Raw genomic sequence first — 15,766 nt, 5'->3', positions numbered from 1 at the left:
GAGCAGCAAACTGGCTATCGCATCCGCTGGTAGGTCTTTAACACTTGCCGATAACGTAGTGCGCTTAGCACTTAGGCTGGTAAGCACAGCTTTAACTTATTTGGCTAAAGCTCCGTGTATGCGAGACCGGGGTTGCTTACTACACTTTCAGCGATCGCGGAATTCTACAAAACTTAACACAGTGTCGTTTACTTTTATCAGACTACTTATTCTGGCAACAGACAGAATATCGGTTTAAGGCTGGGGGGAACTTCAGCTTAAAGCTAGTTTTTCTTTTGTCGTTTGGATTGTTGCTTCTTAAACAGGGCACCAAATCCTAGCGCCATCGTTGAACCCAGGATGGTTAGGGGTTCGGGAACAGGATCATAGTTAATGTTATCAATTGCACCACTGCCAGGCAGGTCAATTTCAACACGGGTGACTGGGGCGGTGGTGAAACCATCGACAAAGATTGCTGAGTTGTCTCCAGGACCGACAATACCCCCAATCTGTTGGACTAGGGTAGCTCCGTTAAATAAAGACACGATAGTAGACTCTTCCTCATCATCCAAGAGATTAAAGCCCTTAAAAATAACAGGCATCTTAAAATCGAAAGTGATTACGCCCCCAATCTGGGAGTCGTTGGGTATAGCTGAATTGTTATCAAAACTAATGATCAGAGCTTTGCCAAACTGACCGCCAAAGTTCAAATCAGGATCAGCTGAGCAATTTACTCCTGGGCCGCAGTCCGTGTCGAAAATCATCAAGTCACGAGGTTCCCCTGCATTGGGGAAATTTTGGTTGACGTTACGCTGACTAAACACGCCAAGAGTAGCGTGCTTAGTCATCACCCCAGTGACAACCTCACCATGCTCGAATTCTTCAAAGTCGATGACAGCCGCCTGAGCTGGGTTGGCGTGGATTGCCGTCAAACCTAATACAGCACCTGCCGTCGCGATCGCAAACTTTAATTTATGAGCCATGATTACTCCTTTGTTTATGAAGTGTTTATGAAGGCGATTGATTACCTAACCCTCATACTACCAGTGATGAAAATTTAAAACTCAGCTATACCTCAATCTTCATCAAAACTTGATAAATAGGTAATTGCGCTTCACACAAGCTTTAAAAAACACCCCTTGAAAATAAAGTCCAGTTAAGAAGGTTTAGGCAAGAACTGGTACAAAAATGACTTGAAACCTAGACAGAGACGGGGTTTTCGATTCAATAGGACTGGCTTTAAAAACTGTAAACCCTGACCAATAAAGGTTTTTTTCGCTCAGATCAGATTTTTCCCACACCCGATACCCGACACCCGACACCCGACACTCCACACCTGCCCTCACTGAAGCAAGCCCTACCTAATTCCTCAACTTTTTTGTTTAGCACAAAAGCGCTTCCGTTGCGTCCAGCCGAATAACGTTAACAATCCGAATCCCAGCGCACTACTGGGTTCCGGGACAGATGTTGTGGGGTCTGGACTTGAAATCTCTATGCCAGCGTAGCTGAGTTCAACTCCTGATGTATTGGGCGAAAAATCGACGCTGTAACGAACCAACAAAGACTCGACTGGAAACATCCGGGTTTCACTATCAACCTCTCCAGTCATAGAGGCAAGTAAGTTAGTTGAGTTATTGCCATCAAAAATTTCCAATACCGTATTATTTAACGATAAATCAGGAATATATAAGGCTACAGCGTTCATTGATGCCGATGTTTGAATCAGCCAAGAGCAAGTCGAATAGTTTTGGACAAAGGGAAACCCGTTTTGGGAACTTAGAGAACCCGTTAATCCGTTAAAAATTTCCTCTCCTTGGCAGAACGTGGGTTGACTCTCATCAGGTAAAGTAATGTCCTCTAATTTGTTAGCAAAGGAAAGCTGACTCTCAGTAATGTTTGTAGCAGAAATCCAGTTAGTGTCCATCAAGTTAGCGCCGATCAGGTCAGCATCTTGGAGATCTGCCAAAAATAGGGTAGCCCCCATCAAGTCAGCATCCAATAGGTTCGCATTATTCAGCAAAGCCTTGGTTAGATTAGCGCCAATCAAGTTTGCGCCACTCAGATTAGTCCCAATCAGTTGAGCATCAATCAGTTTGGCATCACTCAGATTCGCCTCAGCCAGATTGGCACCACTTAAGTCTGCACCACTGAGGATAGCGCCACTGAGATCAGTACCACTCAAATCAGCATCTCTCAAGTCACAAAATCGGCAATTATTCGTTTTTAGTAGCTGATCCAAATTCTTTTGGTTAAAGGCTTCAGCGGAATTAGTGGTCAGCAAACTTAAGGTTAGTGCTACACCAATACTAAAGCTACTGGTTGCTAGGGTTTGCAGCGTTTTATTCACAAGTGGTTTCCTCTAAATACTACAATCCTATAACTATAGGATATATTTCAATAGTTCTTAAGAGATTTTAAGAAAATTTAATCGATTTTAATCCAAATATCCAGAAACCAGTTTCAGGTATAAGCGTCGATGGCAAAAAATTCATCTTAACTTTACAAAGACGCCGTTTAATTTAAAGATTGAGTAAAGATAACCCGGTCGAGTAGCTGAGCAATCTGCTGGTTGACGGTGTTGAGATTGAAACGTTGACTAGCTTGAATCTGGGCTTGCTGAGCCATGATTGCGGCTCGTTCGGGCTGGTTACGACAGGTGGTGATAATTTGAGCCAGTTGCTGGGAATCACTGGGAGAGAATAGCCATCCCGTTTTCTCAGCTTCAATGAGTTCAATAACACCACCAGCAGCAACAGCAACAATCGGGCGTTCACAGAGCATGGCTTCGACAACAACTCGCCCGAAGGGTTCTGGTGCCGTTGAGGTATGAGCGATTAAGTCACAGGCTTTCATCAGAGGGACGATATCCGAACGAAATCCTAAAAACTGAACTCGTTCTTTGATTTTTAATTCGGTAACTTGTTGATGTAAATGCTGGACATACTTTTGTTCGCCGAACAGGGCATCACCGACTAAAATGGCGCTCACCTCTGGGGGACATTGAGCCAGGGCTTCCAGTAAAATATGCTGTCCTTTCCAGGGAGACAAACGGCTGAAGTGACCTACAATAAATTGCCCATCTAATCCAAGCTGTTGTCTGATTTGATGGGAATCAGTCGCCCGAGTTTTGTACTGTTTGGGTTCAAAGCCGTTATAGACAACTTGTGTCAGTTCTGAGCGTCCTCCTCCTGCAATAAATGCGGCTTGAGTGGCTTGGGAATTGGTAAGAACCAAAGATGCAAAGCGATTCGCTAAGGTTACAGCAATACGACGGTTGGTAACGCTGAAGTGATCGGAAGAAAGGATATCATGCAGGTGATAAACCAAAGGACGATGGCTAAAAAGGCTGACGAATGCACCAATGACTAGCGCTTTTTGGGTGTTAGCGTAAATGAGTTCGTAATCACGGGCTATTTGGGTAACCTTGATGATCAGTGGGACTAGAGAACTCATACTCCCTAAACTTTGAAGAATTCCACTATCTTTTTTTACTAGAATTGGTTCAGTGGTGAGAACCTGGACAGGAATTTGCTGTTGTTCTAATAACTCCCTGAACGTTCCGTCAGCAAATAAACCCACTAAGCAGTGATTTCGATAGGGTTTTGCCAAATCAGTTAGGCAGAGTTCAGCCCCGCCTAATTTGCCACTCTGGTCTAAAAAGAGGATTTTCATGTTTTTTAAGTAACAGGAAATGTTAAGTCTGCTACGTTTCTACAGAAGAACTTCACGCACCTGCTGGGCAATGTTATGCCAGTTGAAATTGTGGCAAGCATAGTCCTGACAGGCAGTTCGAGAGGGCATCGAAATTTCTCCGGTTAGTAATGCTTGTAATTTTTGGGCGATCGCGTCTTCATTGGCTGAGTCTGTGATCAGTTCAGGAGAGAACGGCGCTAAAATTTCTGGCATTCCCCCCACGGGCGTACACATAACCGGGGTACCCGATGCCAGAGATTCCAGTACAATTAATCCAAATCCTTCCAGAGACTGACTGGGAATCACGGTCAAGTCGGCGGCTTGATAGGCGATGGGTAAAAGTTCATCGGGTAAATATCCGAGGAATTTAACGTGATTGTTGAGTCCTAATTCTGTTGCTTGTTTTTCTAGAGACTCTCTGAGTGTTCCTTTCCCCGCGATCGCTAACCAGACATCAGGAATCTTAGATATGATTTTTGCCAGGGCACTTAAGAGGATATCAATCCCCATGCGCTGGACAAGGCGACGGGGAGTAAACAAAATCATCCGATCTTGATGCCAGTTGAGCTGTTCTCGCGCCTGTTGACGGGATAAGTTGGGTTGAAATTCATGGGTATCTACACCACCGGGAATGATGTGAATTTTGCTCCAGGGAATTTGATAGTGTTGGTGTAAGAGACGACCAAAGGCTTGACTGAGGACAATGAAGCGATCGCACCGATGATAAACCCGCTGTTCCATCCACTGCTTGACGAATACAGCTAGATTGTTGCTACCTGCTAGATTACTCTCCATTGCCCAAGGTCCGTGAAAGGTGAAGGTGATCGGTACCTTTTCTGGGAATAGGGATAACAGAGGCAAACTGTAGAGGGCAAAATGCAGGTTTATCGCATCAGGAGGCGGTGCTTGTCTGTTTAAAAATTGGCGGCGGGTTGACCAAAGCCTTTGCCACAGGGGACTATCGGGTTCAGCAAAGTTAGTGAGTTTTAGGGGCGAGTTGGCTGGAGTTGGCGGTAGTCCAACACCGCACAATTCAACCGTATCCTGTCCAGCAGCGAGGTTGTGGGTTAGTTCGTAGACATAGCGATCGAGTCCACCTGGCATTTTGGGTAACCAACCATTACCGACGCAGAGAATGTAGGCAGATTTTGCCGTAGGGTTACTCATGGTAATTTTTGCAAGACTCCGGATCAGATTGGGTTCCATTTAACGTTTCAGCAATGTACTGACCCACCACTGTTTCCGAGCATTTGGTTTGCCACCAGTTCAACCCTTGCTGATGTAACCTCTGGATTAAGGATGGGTCGTTGGTCAGCTTTTCCAATACCGCCTCTAGCTCACTCCAATCTTGAATCTGAATCGTCGGCGCCCCATTATAAAACCATCGTGAAGGTAAAGCTTCAGTTACGACAACACAACCATATCGGAGTGCCTCAAAGAAACGATAGGTTTCAAAAGACGTTCCTCTAGGAACCAGACATATTTTAGTATCCATCATTTTTTCGGAATAGCTGCTGGCATCTTGAGCCGTTGTGGCATGGAACCCCCGTGTAATTGACAATTCAAATTTTAAGTGTTGGTATTTATCCGTAAGGGACTCGATTACAGTAAGCATTTTTTGTCGAGACACAATTTTTGGATCTTTTAGCCAATATTTTAATGATTTTCTTTTATATTTTTTTTGCGCTAAACTGCCAGCGAAAAATACATCATAACACCGTTGATGGATATCTTTAATCGGCAATTTCAATTGTTTATAGTAACCGAGAGGAATATCATAAATCGGTGGAACCTTAGCCAGAGGTGAGGGTAAATTTTTAATCACCTGCAATCCATAATTGAACAAACCGGGTAAACGTGCCACCGAGATCAGCATAAATTGACCGAGGGTGAGAACGTTGACATAGGATGGATTAAGCAGGGGATTACATCCCAGACTACGGCGCGTACCGTAGCATTTAAATACAGCGCGTACCTGATGAAAATAGCCAGGGATACGACACCACTCATCCCCTTGGACAACAGCAACCACGTTTTGCCCGTATGATGGCAGCTTAGAGATATCCCAGGTGAGGTAAAAGGTTAAACCCTGTACCTGCAAACTCTCCTCCATCGCCTGAAATACCTTGCCAAAATAGGCACACTCAGGAACGATATGGCGGTCTTCTTGCCAAGGATTCCAAGCAATAGGTTCCCGATTTTTGGAGCAGACATAGTACTGGTTAGAAATCATAATTTTACCAGGGATATCCCAGTTTAGACATTGTTGGTTCCATGATTTCCTTAATCTCTTGGAGTATGTTTGGATCTAATGAATCTTTCCACTTATTCGTTCGAGATGGGTCAGCTGTTGCCATTGCATAATTGATGATCGGCTCAGGAGAATCGAGTTCAGCAAAATTCGCAATTTCATGAATTTTATCCTGCGGTGAACTAACCAAGTCCTCATAGCGTATTTCTAGGTAATTTTCTGGAGGCAACTTTCTGCCTTCAGCAATCGCTATTTCCATTGTTTCAGACCACTGTTTTGCCAGCAAAGCTTCACGAGAATATTGGTTTACCCATTCTTGCCATCCTGGGGGTCTTGCACCCCAGTAGTCTAAGGGGATACCCACCATTCTTTTGAGACGAGACGTGATCCGGGGCAGAAATACCGACCATTCCCAAACTGGGACTTCTTTGAGTCGAGAATAGGCTTCCTTCCAAGGGACATTCTTGGGGCGATTCAATTCTTTTTTCGTAGAATTAATTACAGAACGACCATCCCGGAGTAACATAATAATTTTGGCATCAGGGAAGACTGCCTGTATAAAAGAAATGCGTAGACAATTTCTAGGAGTCTTATCGCAAATTCTTTTTTTGTGATATTTTTCCAGGTATTCAGCGAATCTTTTTTGAATATAACGTTTAATTGGGGGATTCAGATCTTTATCGGTGAGCTGATCATCGGTTTTATGGGTATTGCCCCACATCCAAATATTACTAATTTCTGCCCAGCAGGCGAGGTCAGGATGTTGGTCGAAGGCTTTGCCTAACCACGTTGTTCCTGAACGGGGAGCACCGAGAATAAAAATAGGTTTTTCAACTGACATTATCAACCTCCAGTTTAGTTTTAAAATAAGCTTATTTCAATAAATTTATTTTATTTGGCGGCAAAGACTCTCTCAACTTTATTTGACGTTGATGGTGGTGATACTGATGAGCCGCTATACCGATCCCTAAAAACCCCCACAGAATTGTACCCGATACGCCCAACATTGGCACATTGATCGGCAGTCTAACCAAGGCACTAACCACAACAGCACGAGCGGCAACGGCAAAGGGATCGAAACCCACTTCAGAACTTTGAAACAAACTAAAAATAAGTAAGCTCATTCCTCCCATATAAAAAATAGTGCCAATCCAACCCAACTGAAAAAGCATCACTAAAATCGAGTTATCCGTCGCTACGCCACCGATTCCCAAACCCACAACACTGGTCAGTGCATCTCCAAATACCATTTTAAAATAAGCCTGTCTATTCTGAAAGCTATTGTCATCCTCAAGACTGGAAAAGGTTTCCAATCGCTCACTGATTTTTTCTGAGAAGGGTTCTAGCGTCGATAACGGAATAACCAGAATTAGAATCGCAAAAAGGGTAATAATTAAACTAATTCGCTGCTTTGGCTTCAGAGAACTAATCAGCGTCAGTAATCCTGCCAACCAACCCAGCCAACTCGAACGGGCAAAGGTGAGCAATAAGCCTGAATAACCAGCGACTGAAGCCAGCACCTTTAAAACTTTTTGTTGATGATTACTTAATAACAGTAGCAAACCTGCTGCCATCGTTGCAGCAAAAGGTTCGGTAGAGTTGAGCGTACTCCACACCCGGAATCCATAAGGTTCTGGACTACCAGCAGTTGTGAATCCTGTATTAATTAACCAAAATCGATCCCACTCCGGTGCTACTACATACTGTATGATTGCATAAAATCCCATCACCAATACACCCCAGATAAAAACGCGCTGCATATTTTGGCGATAATCAGGGTAATTGCGCCAATTTAAAAATAAGTGATACCCTAACAGTACTGGTGCTAGCCACTCTAACAATGCGAGGCAAGCTGCAACGGGAGTCTTTGAAATAAATCCCACGCAAAAGCTATAGAATATACCAGCAATCGATAGAACAAAAGGTAAGCTACCTTGGCGATGAGTTTTGGGAAGGTTTTGCCAAAGGGTTGTTAGAGTAATTAACGTCACCAGGAAAGGGGCTAACAGAATCGGGCTGGGATTGCTAAAGCCACTCCGATAATCAGCTAAGCGACGGACAAAGGGTGTCAAAAACCACATCCACCAACTAAAACCAATGTAAAGAACTGGATAGCGAAAATATAGGAACAAGCCGACGGCGAAAGCCCCTACTGGAAAAGCAAGGTTGAGTATTTTGCCAGCACCGGCTAAAATGCACAACGCACAGAAAAAGACGAGTGCTAAGATAGCTATCCAAGCGGGCGCGGGTTGCAACTCCAGTCGAAAGCTTGAAGGTAGTGGTCTATCGCTCACTGAATATCTCCCACGTCAAAGTATCTCAAGGTTTTGATTTAACTACGCTTCCAATCCTTGACCCTTGCCATGTTAACCACCCTTGCCACCGTCCTTGCATAGACGCTAACCATTTTTGTCCGGCTAAAGAACCTTGACTGGGTAAAAATCGCAACCATTGCACAAGACCGGGAGACTTTCTAGTTCCTACTAAAGTTGCCCATATTATAAAAATAATCTGTTGTAAACGTGGCAAATGTTCTAACAACGCTAAGGTTTCATTATGGACAGCATTGGTTAATGCAACGGCATTAAATTGATAGCGTTGGTCTTCATCAAAACGCGGTGCTGGATAGTGATTAACGACAACATTGGGATCGTAGATCAGCTTCCAGCCGTTGCGTTTCAATGTCAAGCAAAAGGGAACTTCAAAGTCTACCTGTGCCCCTGTCCCGCGCATTCTTTCGTCAAAACGTAACGCTTTAATTGCATTCCGGCGAAAACTCATATTAACTCCTTTAAAAATATCAACGTCTCGGGCTGCACCGACACCAATATGATGATTGCCAATTAAGCGTCCGAACCACTGGAGGCGACCAACAACCTGCTTTGTCTCAGTTGTCCATAGTTCACCGTGGTAATAAATCATGTCGCGCCCCCCGACACCGCCAATGCGCTGATCAGACAAAAAATGATTTTCAATTCGTGCCAACCAATCGGTATGGGGAGCCGCATCGTCATCGGTAAAGGCAATGATATCTCCCTGGGCAACCTCAAGACCTGCATTCATTGCAGCTACGACTCCTGGCACCTTTACCTTCACGGTACGCAGTGGCAGAAAGTTAGGGTCAAAGGTTTCAAAGAATTGCCAAGTTTCCGTATCAGTGTTACGGATAATCACCAAGACTTGATTGGCGGGTCGGGTTTGGTTTTGCAGCGCCTCCAGACAGCGTTTTAGGTCTGGCAGACGGCGATATGTTGGTATAGTAACGGTGATAATCATTAATATATTTTTAAATAGTTTTATTAAGCTAAAGAATCATAAACTAAAGATTAATCATAACCTAATGATTTAAATAATTTAATATAACGGTGTGCCATATTCGCCCAACTATGTTGCTCCGCTTTAGTGCGGGCAGATTGACCCATTTGTTTTCTCTTTTCTGGTGTTCTTGTGAGGATTTTTAGGGCTTGGATCAACGCTTGTGTATCATCCGGATCAGATAAAACGATGCCACAATCTGGGGTAACAATTTCTGCACCGCCTGCTGTGGCGGCGGTAATCACGGGGAGTCCAGACGCCATAGCTTCGAGCAACACAAGTGTGCAAGCTTCATATCGCGAGGGAAACACAAATAAATCCACAGCGTTCATGATTTCGGCAATATCTGTACGATAGCCGAGAAAATGAACTCGTTGACTTAGATTCAGTTTTTGGGTGAGCTGAGGATAGGGACTTCCGGCTGTACTTCCAGCAACGGCTAGGTGTAACTCAGGAACCTCGACTAAGGCGTGCAGCACCGTATCTAAGTTTTTTCGAGGGGTGCGGATGTCTCCAGCAAAAAACGCCAGGGTAACGCCTTCGGGAAGCCCAAGTGGAGTGCGATCGCGCCGTGTCGGACAAAACTCTTGCAAATCAACCCCATTTAAGATCACCTGAATAGACTGGGGTGGGATTCCCATCTCTACCAGTTCCTGCTTAACCTTTTGTGAAACCGCCACAACCACTTTAGCTTGGACAAATGCCTGTTTTTCCCACCCAGCATTTAGCTTCGTGTAAAGCCACTGATAGAACCCATAGAGATCACGACGGATGCGCCAAGTATGCACAGGCGATCGCAGCCAGGAACTGTGGACGAAATGCACGGCGTTAACATCTCCGGGACTACTCGTGATCGCACCATTAACTTTGACCACATCCAGTTTATCCCGGTGTTTGCTTAACCACTCAGCACTTCGCCAGGAAAAAACCAGATTTCGTAGCAATGCTGTGGGGAATTTCTTGACAGAGATATCAATCCACTGAACCTGACTATTTTGCTGCAAGTCGAGCGCAATCTGACTGGCGATGAGGGTGACATGATCACCGAGACGGATCGCTTCTTTGACCACTTCATAATTAACTCTGCCTTGACCATCGCCTTTATCCACACTATGGGTAACAATACCAAGTTTCATAATAGATTTGTCATTTGTTGATTGTTCATAGTTCATTGTTGATTGTTCATTGATAATCCTCTTCCCCTGCTCCCAGACGTTGCATGCAACGTCTCTACATAGCTCCCTCTGCTCCCCCTCAGCGATTACAGAACTATTAGTCTATTTCAGCCAAGCCGACAGGTCTCGCTGTATAAGCGTTTGCAGCTTCTCAATATCTTCTCGATAAACTTCGATCAACTCCTGACGAATCTCAGGTAAGAGAATAGGTTTCGCTCCTAAATTTTGTTTTTTAACCCTCTCGCGAATCGCGAGACGTAATTCCTCGGAAAATAAAGGTTTAAACGCTGATTTGAGCGGATTATCTTTAGTAAACAGGTTCTGTAACCATCTTCTTTTAGGAATCCCTGATACGTTTTCTCGCTTGAAATCTGGAATAAAAGTATCATCTATGGCTAAAAAATTATAGATATTTTGAACAACATTCAAGCTATCTGATGCTAGATCATCATACAAATATATTCTAATCTGTTCTGGATCAAAGCAATCCAAATATCCTTTAATCTGACTGTAATAAAATCCCACTTGTTTGTAGTGCCATCCGGGTCGAAACCCAGCTTTAATCCGCTTTTCTTCTTCTTGAAGGGCTTGCTGAAACGTCAGAGTTTCAACGCCATCTCGAAACTGATAGAGAAACGCCGAAAACGCTCGCTCTACCGGATTGCGAAGGATGGCAATGAGTTTAGCCTTGGGGATATGGCTTTTAATCCGTTCCGGCGCTTTAGGAATATAGAGATACTCAGTAGACGCTTCCCCAATAGCGATTTCAGTCGAAACCCCTTGAAAGAGTTGACAATATTGTTCTAAAGTCAAAGCCGTTCTTCGCCCATTATCTCTCACCCCGTTATTGTAAATGCTATAAAGCTCTGGGGTGAAAAACCGGGGTTCTTTCACTGGACTCATATAAACTTGGGGATGCTGATTTAAGTAGGAATAGAGGGACGTCGTTCCCGCTTTGGCTGCACCAATAATCAGAAAATTAGGCATTATCATCGTTCATAACCGGGTACAGTGAACACTGATGTTTTGACTTAGCCCTATAAATAACCATAAAGCGCCAGTTCGGACTTAGCAATTTGTTCGGCTGCGGCAATTTCGACGCGATCGCGTCGTTTATAGATGCTGATTGAGCTGGTTCTGGCTTGCTTAAATTTCTGGCGCAACTGATTATTCAGGCTACAGCCAAAATGAGCAACAACGGCTTCTCCATAGTGAATTGGATCACGAGCTAAGTCTTCATATTTCAATAACAAGACCCGGTTACTGGCAATGATATCGGGACGACAAAAGAACTCATGACAGCGACGCACCATTTCTTTCCACATCCAGATAGCTCTTACATAAGGTGTAGCCGCCAGAAATTCTGCTTCTAAACCTTGGTCAACCCACCAGGGAACATAACGGTGATCATATTTACGACCGAGGGGGGCTTCGGCTGTCCGCAAGTTGGTTAGCTTTTCATCCGTCAACACATCGTATTTTCGGATGAGAGAATCGGCACAATCCCGACCATCGCGGTAGATATGGACAATGCGACAATTGGGTAAAGCGTTGTAGGTAAATTCTGGGGCAAAACTGAGAAAAGGCTCTTTATAAATGATCCGTTCGATGACTCGTTTTCGTTGCAACGCCTGAATCAGTTCTGTTGTCCCCATTGACTGAGTTAGCCATCTGTGGATTGCCGAGACTCGTTCTTCGGAGATCGATTCGATAAAATCGATCAAAGAGAACTCAAATCCCGTCAAAAGTGATTGATAAATTTCGGGACAGAGGTCACGATTGATCAGGTGGGGAATGACAATCGGCAGTAAATGCCCAGAAATACATTCTGAATGAGGTAAAGGTTTTAGAGAATCGAGTAAAAAAGTTGTTCCTGATCGGGGACAACCTAAAATGACATTATAGTCCATGTCCATAGCTGACAATATTCCCTCTATTAAGGTATTACTTAAAAAACCACAATATCGGCAAAACTGATATTGGCTTGGTTGGACAAAGTTGCTAGCAATCTTTGGTCACTACCGCCAGCGCCATCGATATCAAAGAAGAGATTACCTGTACTTTGGTCATAGATAAAGCGATCCTCGCTATCTAACGCTGTGGTTCCCAGGACAAACTGTTCTGCGCTAAGAACACCTTTTACTAGATCACCGCCCAGCTTTTCCCCCTTGACCTGAATTTCGTCATCCGCCACAGAGAAGTCAGTAATCGTGTCTACTCCATCCGTTGTTCGGAAAAAACGGAATCTATCAGAACCTTCACCTCCGGTAAGCGTGTCATTGCCGAACCCACCAATAAGTAAGTCATTTCCTAAACCACCATTGAGAATATCATCACTAAACCCCCCATTCAGGTTATCATTGCCAGCATCGCCGTTGAGGATGTCCTCACCACCAGCGCCATGAAGCACGTCCCGCTTATCGCCCCCATTTAGGATGTCTTTACCATCTGCTCCCTTGAGGATGTCCCTGCCATTAAAGCCGTTGATGATATCATCACCAGCCGTACCGTTAAGATTATCATCACCAGCCGTACCATTTATCGTGTTATCTTCTAGAGTCGGTATAAATTCCAGATAATTAAGATTAAAATCTCCATTGATGATATCCAGTTGTAACTGTTGAGAACCAGCCGAAAGATTCAGACCTTCGGCAACTACATTTTGCCAGGACTGCCAGTCGCCTGTTTTGTCAAACTCAAGGGTCGTGGTTTGCCCATCAACTGTGACATTGAAACGGTGAATGCCATGCTTGCCACTGGCGACACGAGCCACTAAATTGTATAGACCGGACTTTGGTACAGTGAAGTTGTAGGTTAGCCATTCTCCAGCGTCAGTCCAGCCAATGTTGTAACCTCCACCTACATCAGATGTGGTTTCAATATCCACTTGATCATTGCGATAAGCACCGCCAAAATTCTTTTTCGTGGTGTCATAATAACTGATACCCTGACCACCAGATGCGTAGTCTTCAGCTTCGATACGGATAGAAGTGTTGCTGAGCGGGTTAATTGTCAGGTTGACCGTGGCGGTATCTGTACTCTGGAGATCATCAACCTGATACACAAATTGATCAGTACCTGTGAAATCTACAGCCGGAGTATAGGTGATAAAATCGTCGCTCAAATCATCAGGGGTATCGTTGTCATCAACTACGGCAGTACCGTTGCTTGGAGGGGTAACGATACTCAGCGACAGTACATCTGCCTCAGCATCGCTATCGTTACTCAACACATCAATATTGACAGGTGTATTTTCATTAGTGGTTACATCGTCATCTATGGCGATTGGAGCCGTATTTGCCCCGCTGTTATCTGCTTCTAAAACTGTAATTAATTGATTCGCCGCAATATTTTCCAGTTGTTGAACAATCCCACTGGGCCAGTGAATTTCTAATAAATCCACTTGGGTATTCTCAGCGAGTCCAAAATGGATACGCTGGTGATTTTGCGCCCACTTATGAATTCCTCCAGATTGTTCACGCAGTTGGGTCACGCCTCCACTGGTCACGAATATTCGTGCCCCTATTCCGTCTCGGTTTGAGACTGTGCCTTCCAGGTCAATTTGAAGCCAGTTATTGCCATTACCTTGGTTGCGGAAAAGCTGGTGGGGACCTTTATCACTGAACAATGGTGTGCCTTCCACAAAACCATTAGTGACGAATAAGTCAAGAAAACCATCGAGATCATAGTCAGCCGCCGTTACTGAGTCACCCAACCCCAACGCCGAACCAGCGGCTCCCCCGGCATTTGACACCGGAATAAATGTGCCATCCCCTTGATTCTCAAGCAGGATATTTTCCCGGTTTAAAGCTGACCCGGTGGCAACAATATAGAGGTCTACATCCATATCGTTGTCAAAATCGCCAGCCGTTACGCTGTTGCCAGCACTATTAATGTTATTGATACCAGCTTCGCTACTGACATCCACTAATCCTTGATCTGTATTGATCAGTAGTCGGTCGGATGGGAAAGAAGGATTTGGATTAAAACCAATAGCTGTCAATTCCGAAATCGGCTGAGTCGCTTCAACAAGAATAGCTTCTCGATTGATTGAGTTAAATATTTGCCAACGCTGTAAGCTGGCATCATAGCCAATGTAAACTCCTTGAGCAACACCAGGAGTATGAGGATAAATACCGACTACATTTGGATCATCTGGAGATAAAGTAAATTCACTAAAGTTGTCAACGGGAGTAGGATTAAAACCATTAGAGCCGATGAAAATTTTATCAGCGGACGCTAAGGCAAATTTAAAAGTAACCTCTCCAGTGGTGTTGAATTGGACACCTTTCTCGTCGCCATTTGATCGAAAAAATACGCTAATATCGTTAGGTGTCACTTGACCCAACTCTGCTTGCGCCCCTCTACCTGTCAAATATAGATCTGGCAGCAGATCACCATTTAAGTCAGCCGAAACGACATCACTACCTGAGAGTAAATGTGTACTTGATAAGAGACTTGACGTTATGTCTGTAAACGGTGTGGAAGTCGTATCGAAAATTGTTTTGTTTTGGGGCAATACGAGATCTAAATTCCCATCTCCTGAAAGATCGGATAAAATACCAAATTTTACAGTCTCTGATTCAAGTCCGGGGACAACAATCGAACCAACATTCTCAAAACCATTACTGGTTTGGCGAAAAACTGTCGTGGGGTCAAGACCATCCGATCTTTTGGTGGAGCCATGGAAAAGGTCAAGCAAACCATCGTTATCGAAATCAAACCAAATAGGACCTTGTGCCTTGGCGCTGGCGTAAGCTAGACCTAATTCTGGCGCCCGATCTCTGAGTACACCTCCCTCATTAACAAATAATAAATTCGGTTCAGTTGTCGGCGAACCAACAAGCTGTAATAAATCCTGATCTCCATCATTATCAAAATCTACCCATGTTGCTCCATGATGATCAGAGCTTAGTCCTGAACCTGCTGTTAATTCTTCTAGCAAGAAGACGGTAGAGGTAGCATCAGTAAAAGTGCCATCTTTCTGGTTTAGATATAAAATCCCAGGATGATTAAAGTGATTATTAACCCACAGGTCAGGAAAACTGTCTCCGTTGAAATCACCCCAAGCTGAACCATAAGTCAGTCCGGCATAAGATATTCCAGCTTCATTGGTGACTTCTTCAAAACGAATAGTAGTAGCAGATATCGAACTATCTTCTGTGGGAGTTGTGCTACTCGTTTCCACGTCCTGATTCGGTGCCACTATTTCTAGAAGTGACTGATTTAGTAAATTTTGCTCTCCTGGGAATTGATCTTGCTCAAAAGAGGTGTCGGGATCAAGATTGGAATATAATAAATCACAAATTACACACATAATCCTGAGAAATTAATTTTCAGTTATAGCTTGTTT

At 44.1% G+C, this 15,766-nt stretch carries 12 protein-coding genes; all 12 read right to left on the bottom strand.

The window, feature by feature from the left end; all coding sequences use genetic code 11:
- Window positions 1-263: 263 nt before the first annotated feature.
- Window positions 264-962, bottom strand: coding sequence for a PEP-CTERM sorting domain-containing protein (locus tag RID09_RS29565; RefSeq protein WP_446339491.1), 699 nt, complete (start codon window positions 960-962; stop codon window positions 264-266).
- A 386-nt stretch (window positions 963-1,348) separates the two neighbouring features.
- Window positions 1,349-2,326 carry a pentapeptide repeat-containing protein gene (locus RID09_RS29560; RefSeq protein WP_446339490.1) on the bottom strand — a complete coding sequence of 326 codons (978 nt, stop codon included), beginning with the start codon at window positions 2,324-2,326 and terminating at the stop codon, window positions 1,349-1,351.
- 167 nt (window positions 2,327-2,493) lie between these two features.
- Window positions 2,494-3,651 (bottom strand): glycosyltransferase, encoded by a 1,158-nt coding sequence (locus RID09_RS29555; protein WP_446339489.1) that lies wholly within the window; start codon window positions 3,649-3,651, stop codon window positions 2,494-2,496.
- Window positions 3,652-3,690: 39 nt separating this feature from the next.
- Window positions 3,691-4,839 carry a glycosyltransferase family 4 protein gene (locus RID09_RS29550; RefSeq protein WP_446339488.1) on the bottom strand — a complete coding sequence of 383 codons (1,149 nt, stop codon included), beginning with the start codon at window positions 4,837-4,839 and terminating at the stop codon, window positions 3,691-3,693.
- Window positions 4,832-5,905 carry a glycosyltransferase family 1 protein gene (locus RID09_RS29545; protein ID WP_446339487.1) on the bottom strand — a complete coding sequence of 358 codons (1,074 nt, stop codon included), beginning with the start codon at window positions 5,903-5,905 and terminating at the stop codon, window positions 4,832-4,834. The genes RID09_RS29550 and RID09_RS29545 overlap by 8 nt, the downstream gene beginning before the upstream one ends.
- A 4-nt stretch (window positions 5,906-5,909) precedes the next feature.
- Window positions 5,910-6,764 (bottom strand): sulfotransferase family protein, encoded by an 855-nt coding sequence (locus RID09_RS29540; RefSeq protein ID WP_446339486.1) that lies wholly within the window; start codon window positions 6,762-6,764, stop codon window positions 5,910-5,912.
- 31 nt (window positions 6,765-6,795) lie between these two features.
- On the bottom strand, window positions 6,796-8,217 hold the full coding sequence (locus RID09_RS29535) for an O-antigen ligase domain-containing protein (RefSeq protein ID WP_446339485.1): 1,422 nt from the start codon (window positions 8,215-8,217) through the stop codon (window positions 6,796-6,798).
- Window positions 8,218-8,242: 25 nt separating this feature from the next.
- On the bottom strand, window positions 8,243-9,199 hold the full coding sequence (locus RID09_RS29530) for a glycosyltransferase family 2 protein (protein WP_446339484.1): 957 nt from the start codon (window positions 9,197-9,199) through the stop codon (window positions 8,243-8,245).
- A 50-nt stretch (window positions 9,200-9,249) separates the two neighbouring features.
- Complete coding sequence (locus RID09_RS29525) at window positions 9,250-10,374, bottom strand: glycosyltransferase family 4 protein (protein WP_446339483.1); 1,125 nt, start codon at window positions 10,372-10,374, stop codon at window positions 9,250-9,252.
- Between the two features lie 141 nt (window positions 10,375-10,515).
- A complete protein-coding gene (locus tag RID09_RS29520; protein WP_446339482.1) occupies window positions 10,516-11,400 on the bottom strand; it encodes a sulfotransferase in 885 nt (294 codons plus the stop codon).
- Window positions 11,401-11,450: 50 nt separating this feature from the next.
- Window positions 11,451-12,323, bottom strand: a complete 873-nt coding sequence (locus RID09_RS29515) for a sulfotransferase (protein WP_446339481.1) — start codon at window positions 12,321-12,323, stop codon at window positions 11,451-11,453.
- Between the two features lie 38 nt (window positions 12,324-12,361).
- The gene (locus RID09_RS29510; protein WP_446339480.1) at window positions 12,362-15,730 is read right to left on the bottom strand and encodes an FG-GAP-like repeat-containing protein; all 3,369 of its coding nucleotides are present in this window, start codon (window positions 15,728-15,730) and stop codon (window positions 12,362-12,364) included.
- Window positions 15,731-15,766: the final 36 nt, after the last annotated feature.

It is taken from the genome of Coleofasciculus sp. G1-WW12-02 (assembly GCF_040219735.1).
Classification (GTDB): Bacteria; Cyanobacteriota; Cyanobacteriia; order Cyanobacteriales; family Coleofasciculaceae; genus Coleofasciculus.
Note: the sequence above shows the minus strand (reverse complement) of the source record. Positions and strands in the feature narration are given on the sequence as shown.

Excerpts from the sequence above, each read along its gene's own strand:
- RID09_RS29565 (WP_446339491.1), bottom strand. The coding sequence starts at position 962 with ATGGCTCATAAATTAAAGTTTGCGATCGCGACGGCAGGTGCTGTATTA.
- RID09_RS29555 (WP_446339489.1), bottom strand. The coding sequence starts at position 3,651 with ATGAAAATCCTCTTTTTAGACCAGAGTGGCAAATTAGGCGGGGCTGAA.
- RID09_RS29550 (WP_446339488.1), bottom strand. The coding sequence starts at position 4,839 with ATGAGTAACCCTACGGCAAAATCTGCCTACATTCTCTGCGTCGGTAAT.
- RID09_RS29545 (WP_446339487.1), bottom strand. The coding sequence starts at position 5,905 with ATGATTTCTAACCAGTACTATGTCTGCTCCAAAAATCGGGAACCTATT.
- RID09_RS29540 (WP_446339486.1), bottom strand. The coding sequence starts at position 6,764 with ATGTCAGTTGAAAAACCTATTTTTATTCTCGGTGCTCCCCGTTCAGGA.
- RID09_RS29530 (WP_446339484.1), bottom strand. The coding sequence starts at position 9,199 with ATGATTATCACCGTTACTATACCAACATATCGCCGTCTGCCAGACCTA.
- RID09_RS29525 (WP_446339483.1), bottom strand. The coding sequence starts at position 10,374 with ATGAAACTTGGTATTGTTACCCATAGTGTGGATAAAGGCGATGGTCAA.
- RID09_RS29520 (WP_446339482.1), bottom strand. The coding sequence starts at position 11,400 with ATGCCTAATTTTCTGATTATTGGTGCAGCCAAAGCGGGAACGACGTCC.
- RID09_RS29515 (WP_446339481.1), bottom strand. The coding sequence starts at position 12,323 with ATGGACTATAATGTCATTTTAGGTTGTCCCCGATCAGGAACAACTTTT.
- RID09_RS29510 (WP_446339480.1), bottom strand. The coding sequence starts at position 15,730 with ATGTGTGTAATTTGTGATTTATTATATTCCAATCTTGATCCCGACACC.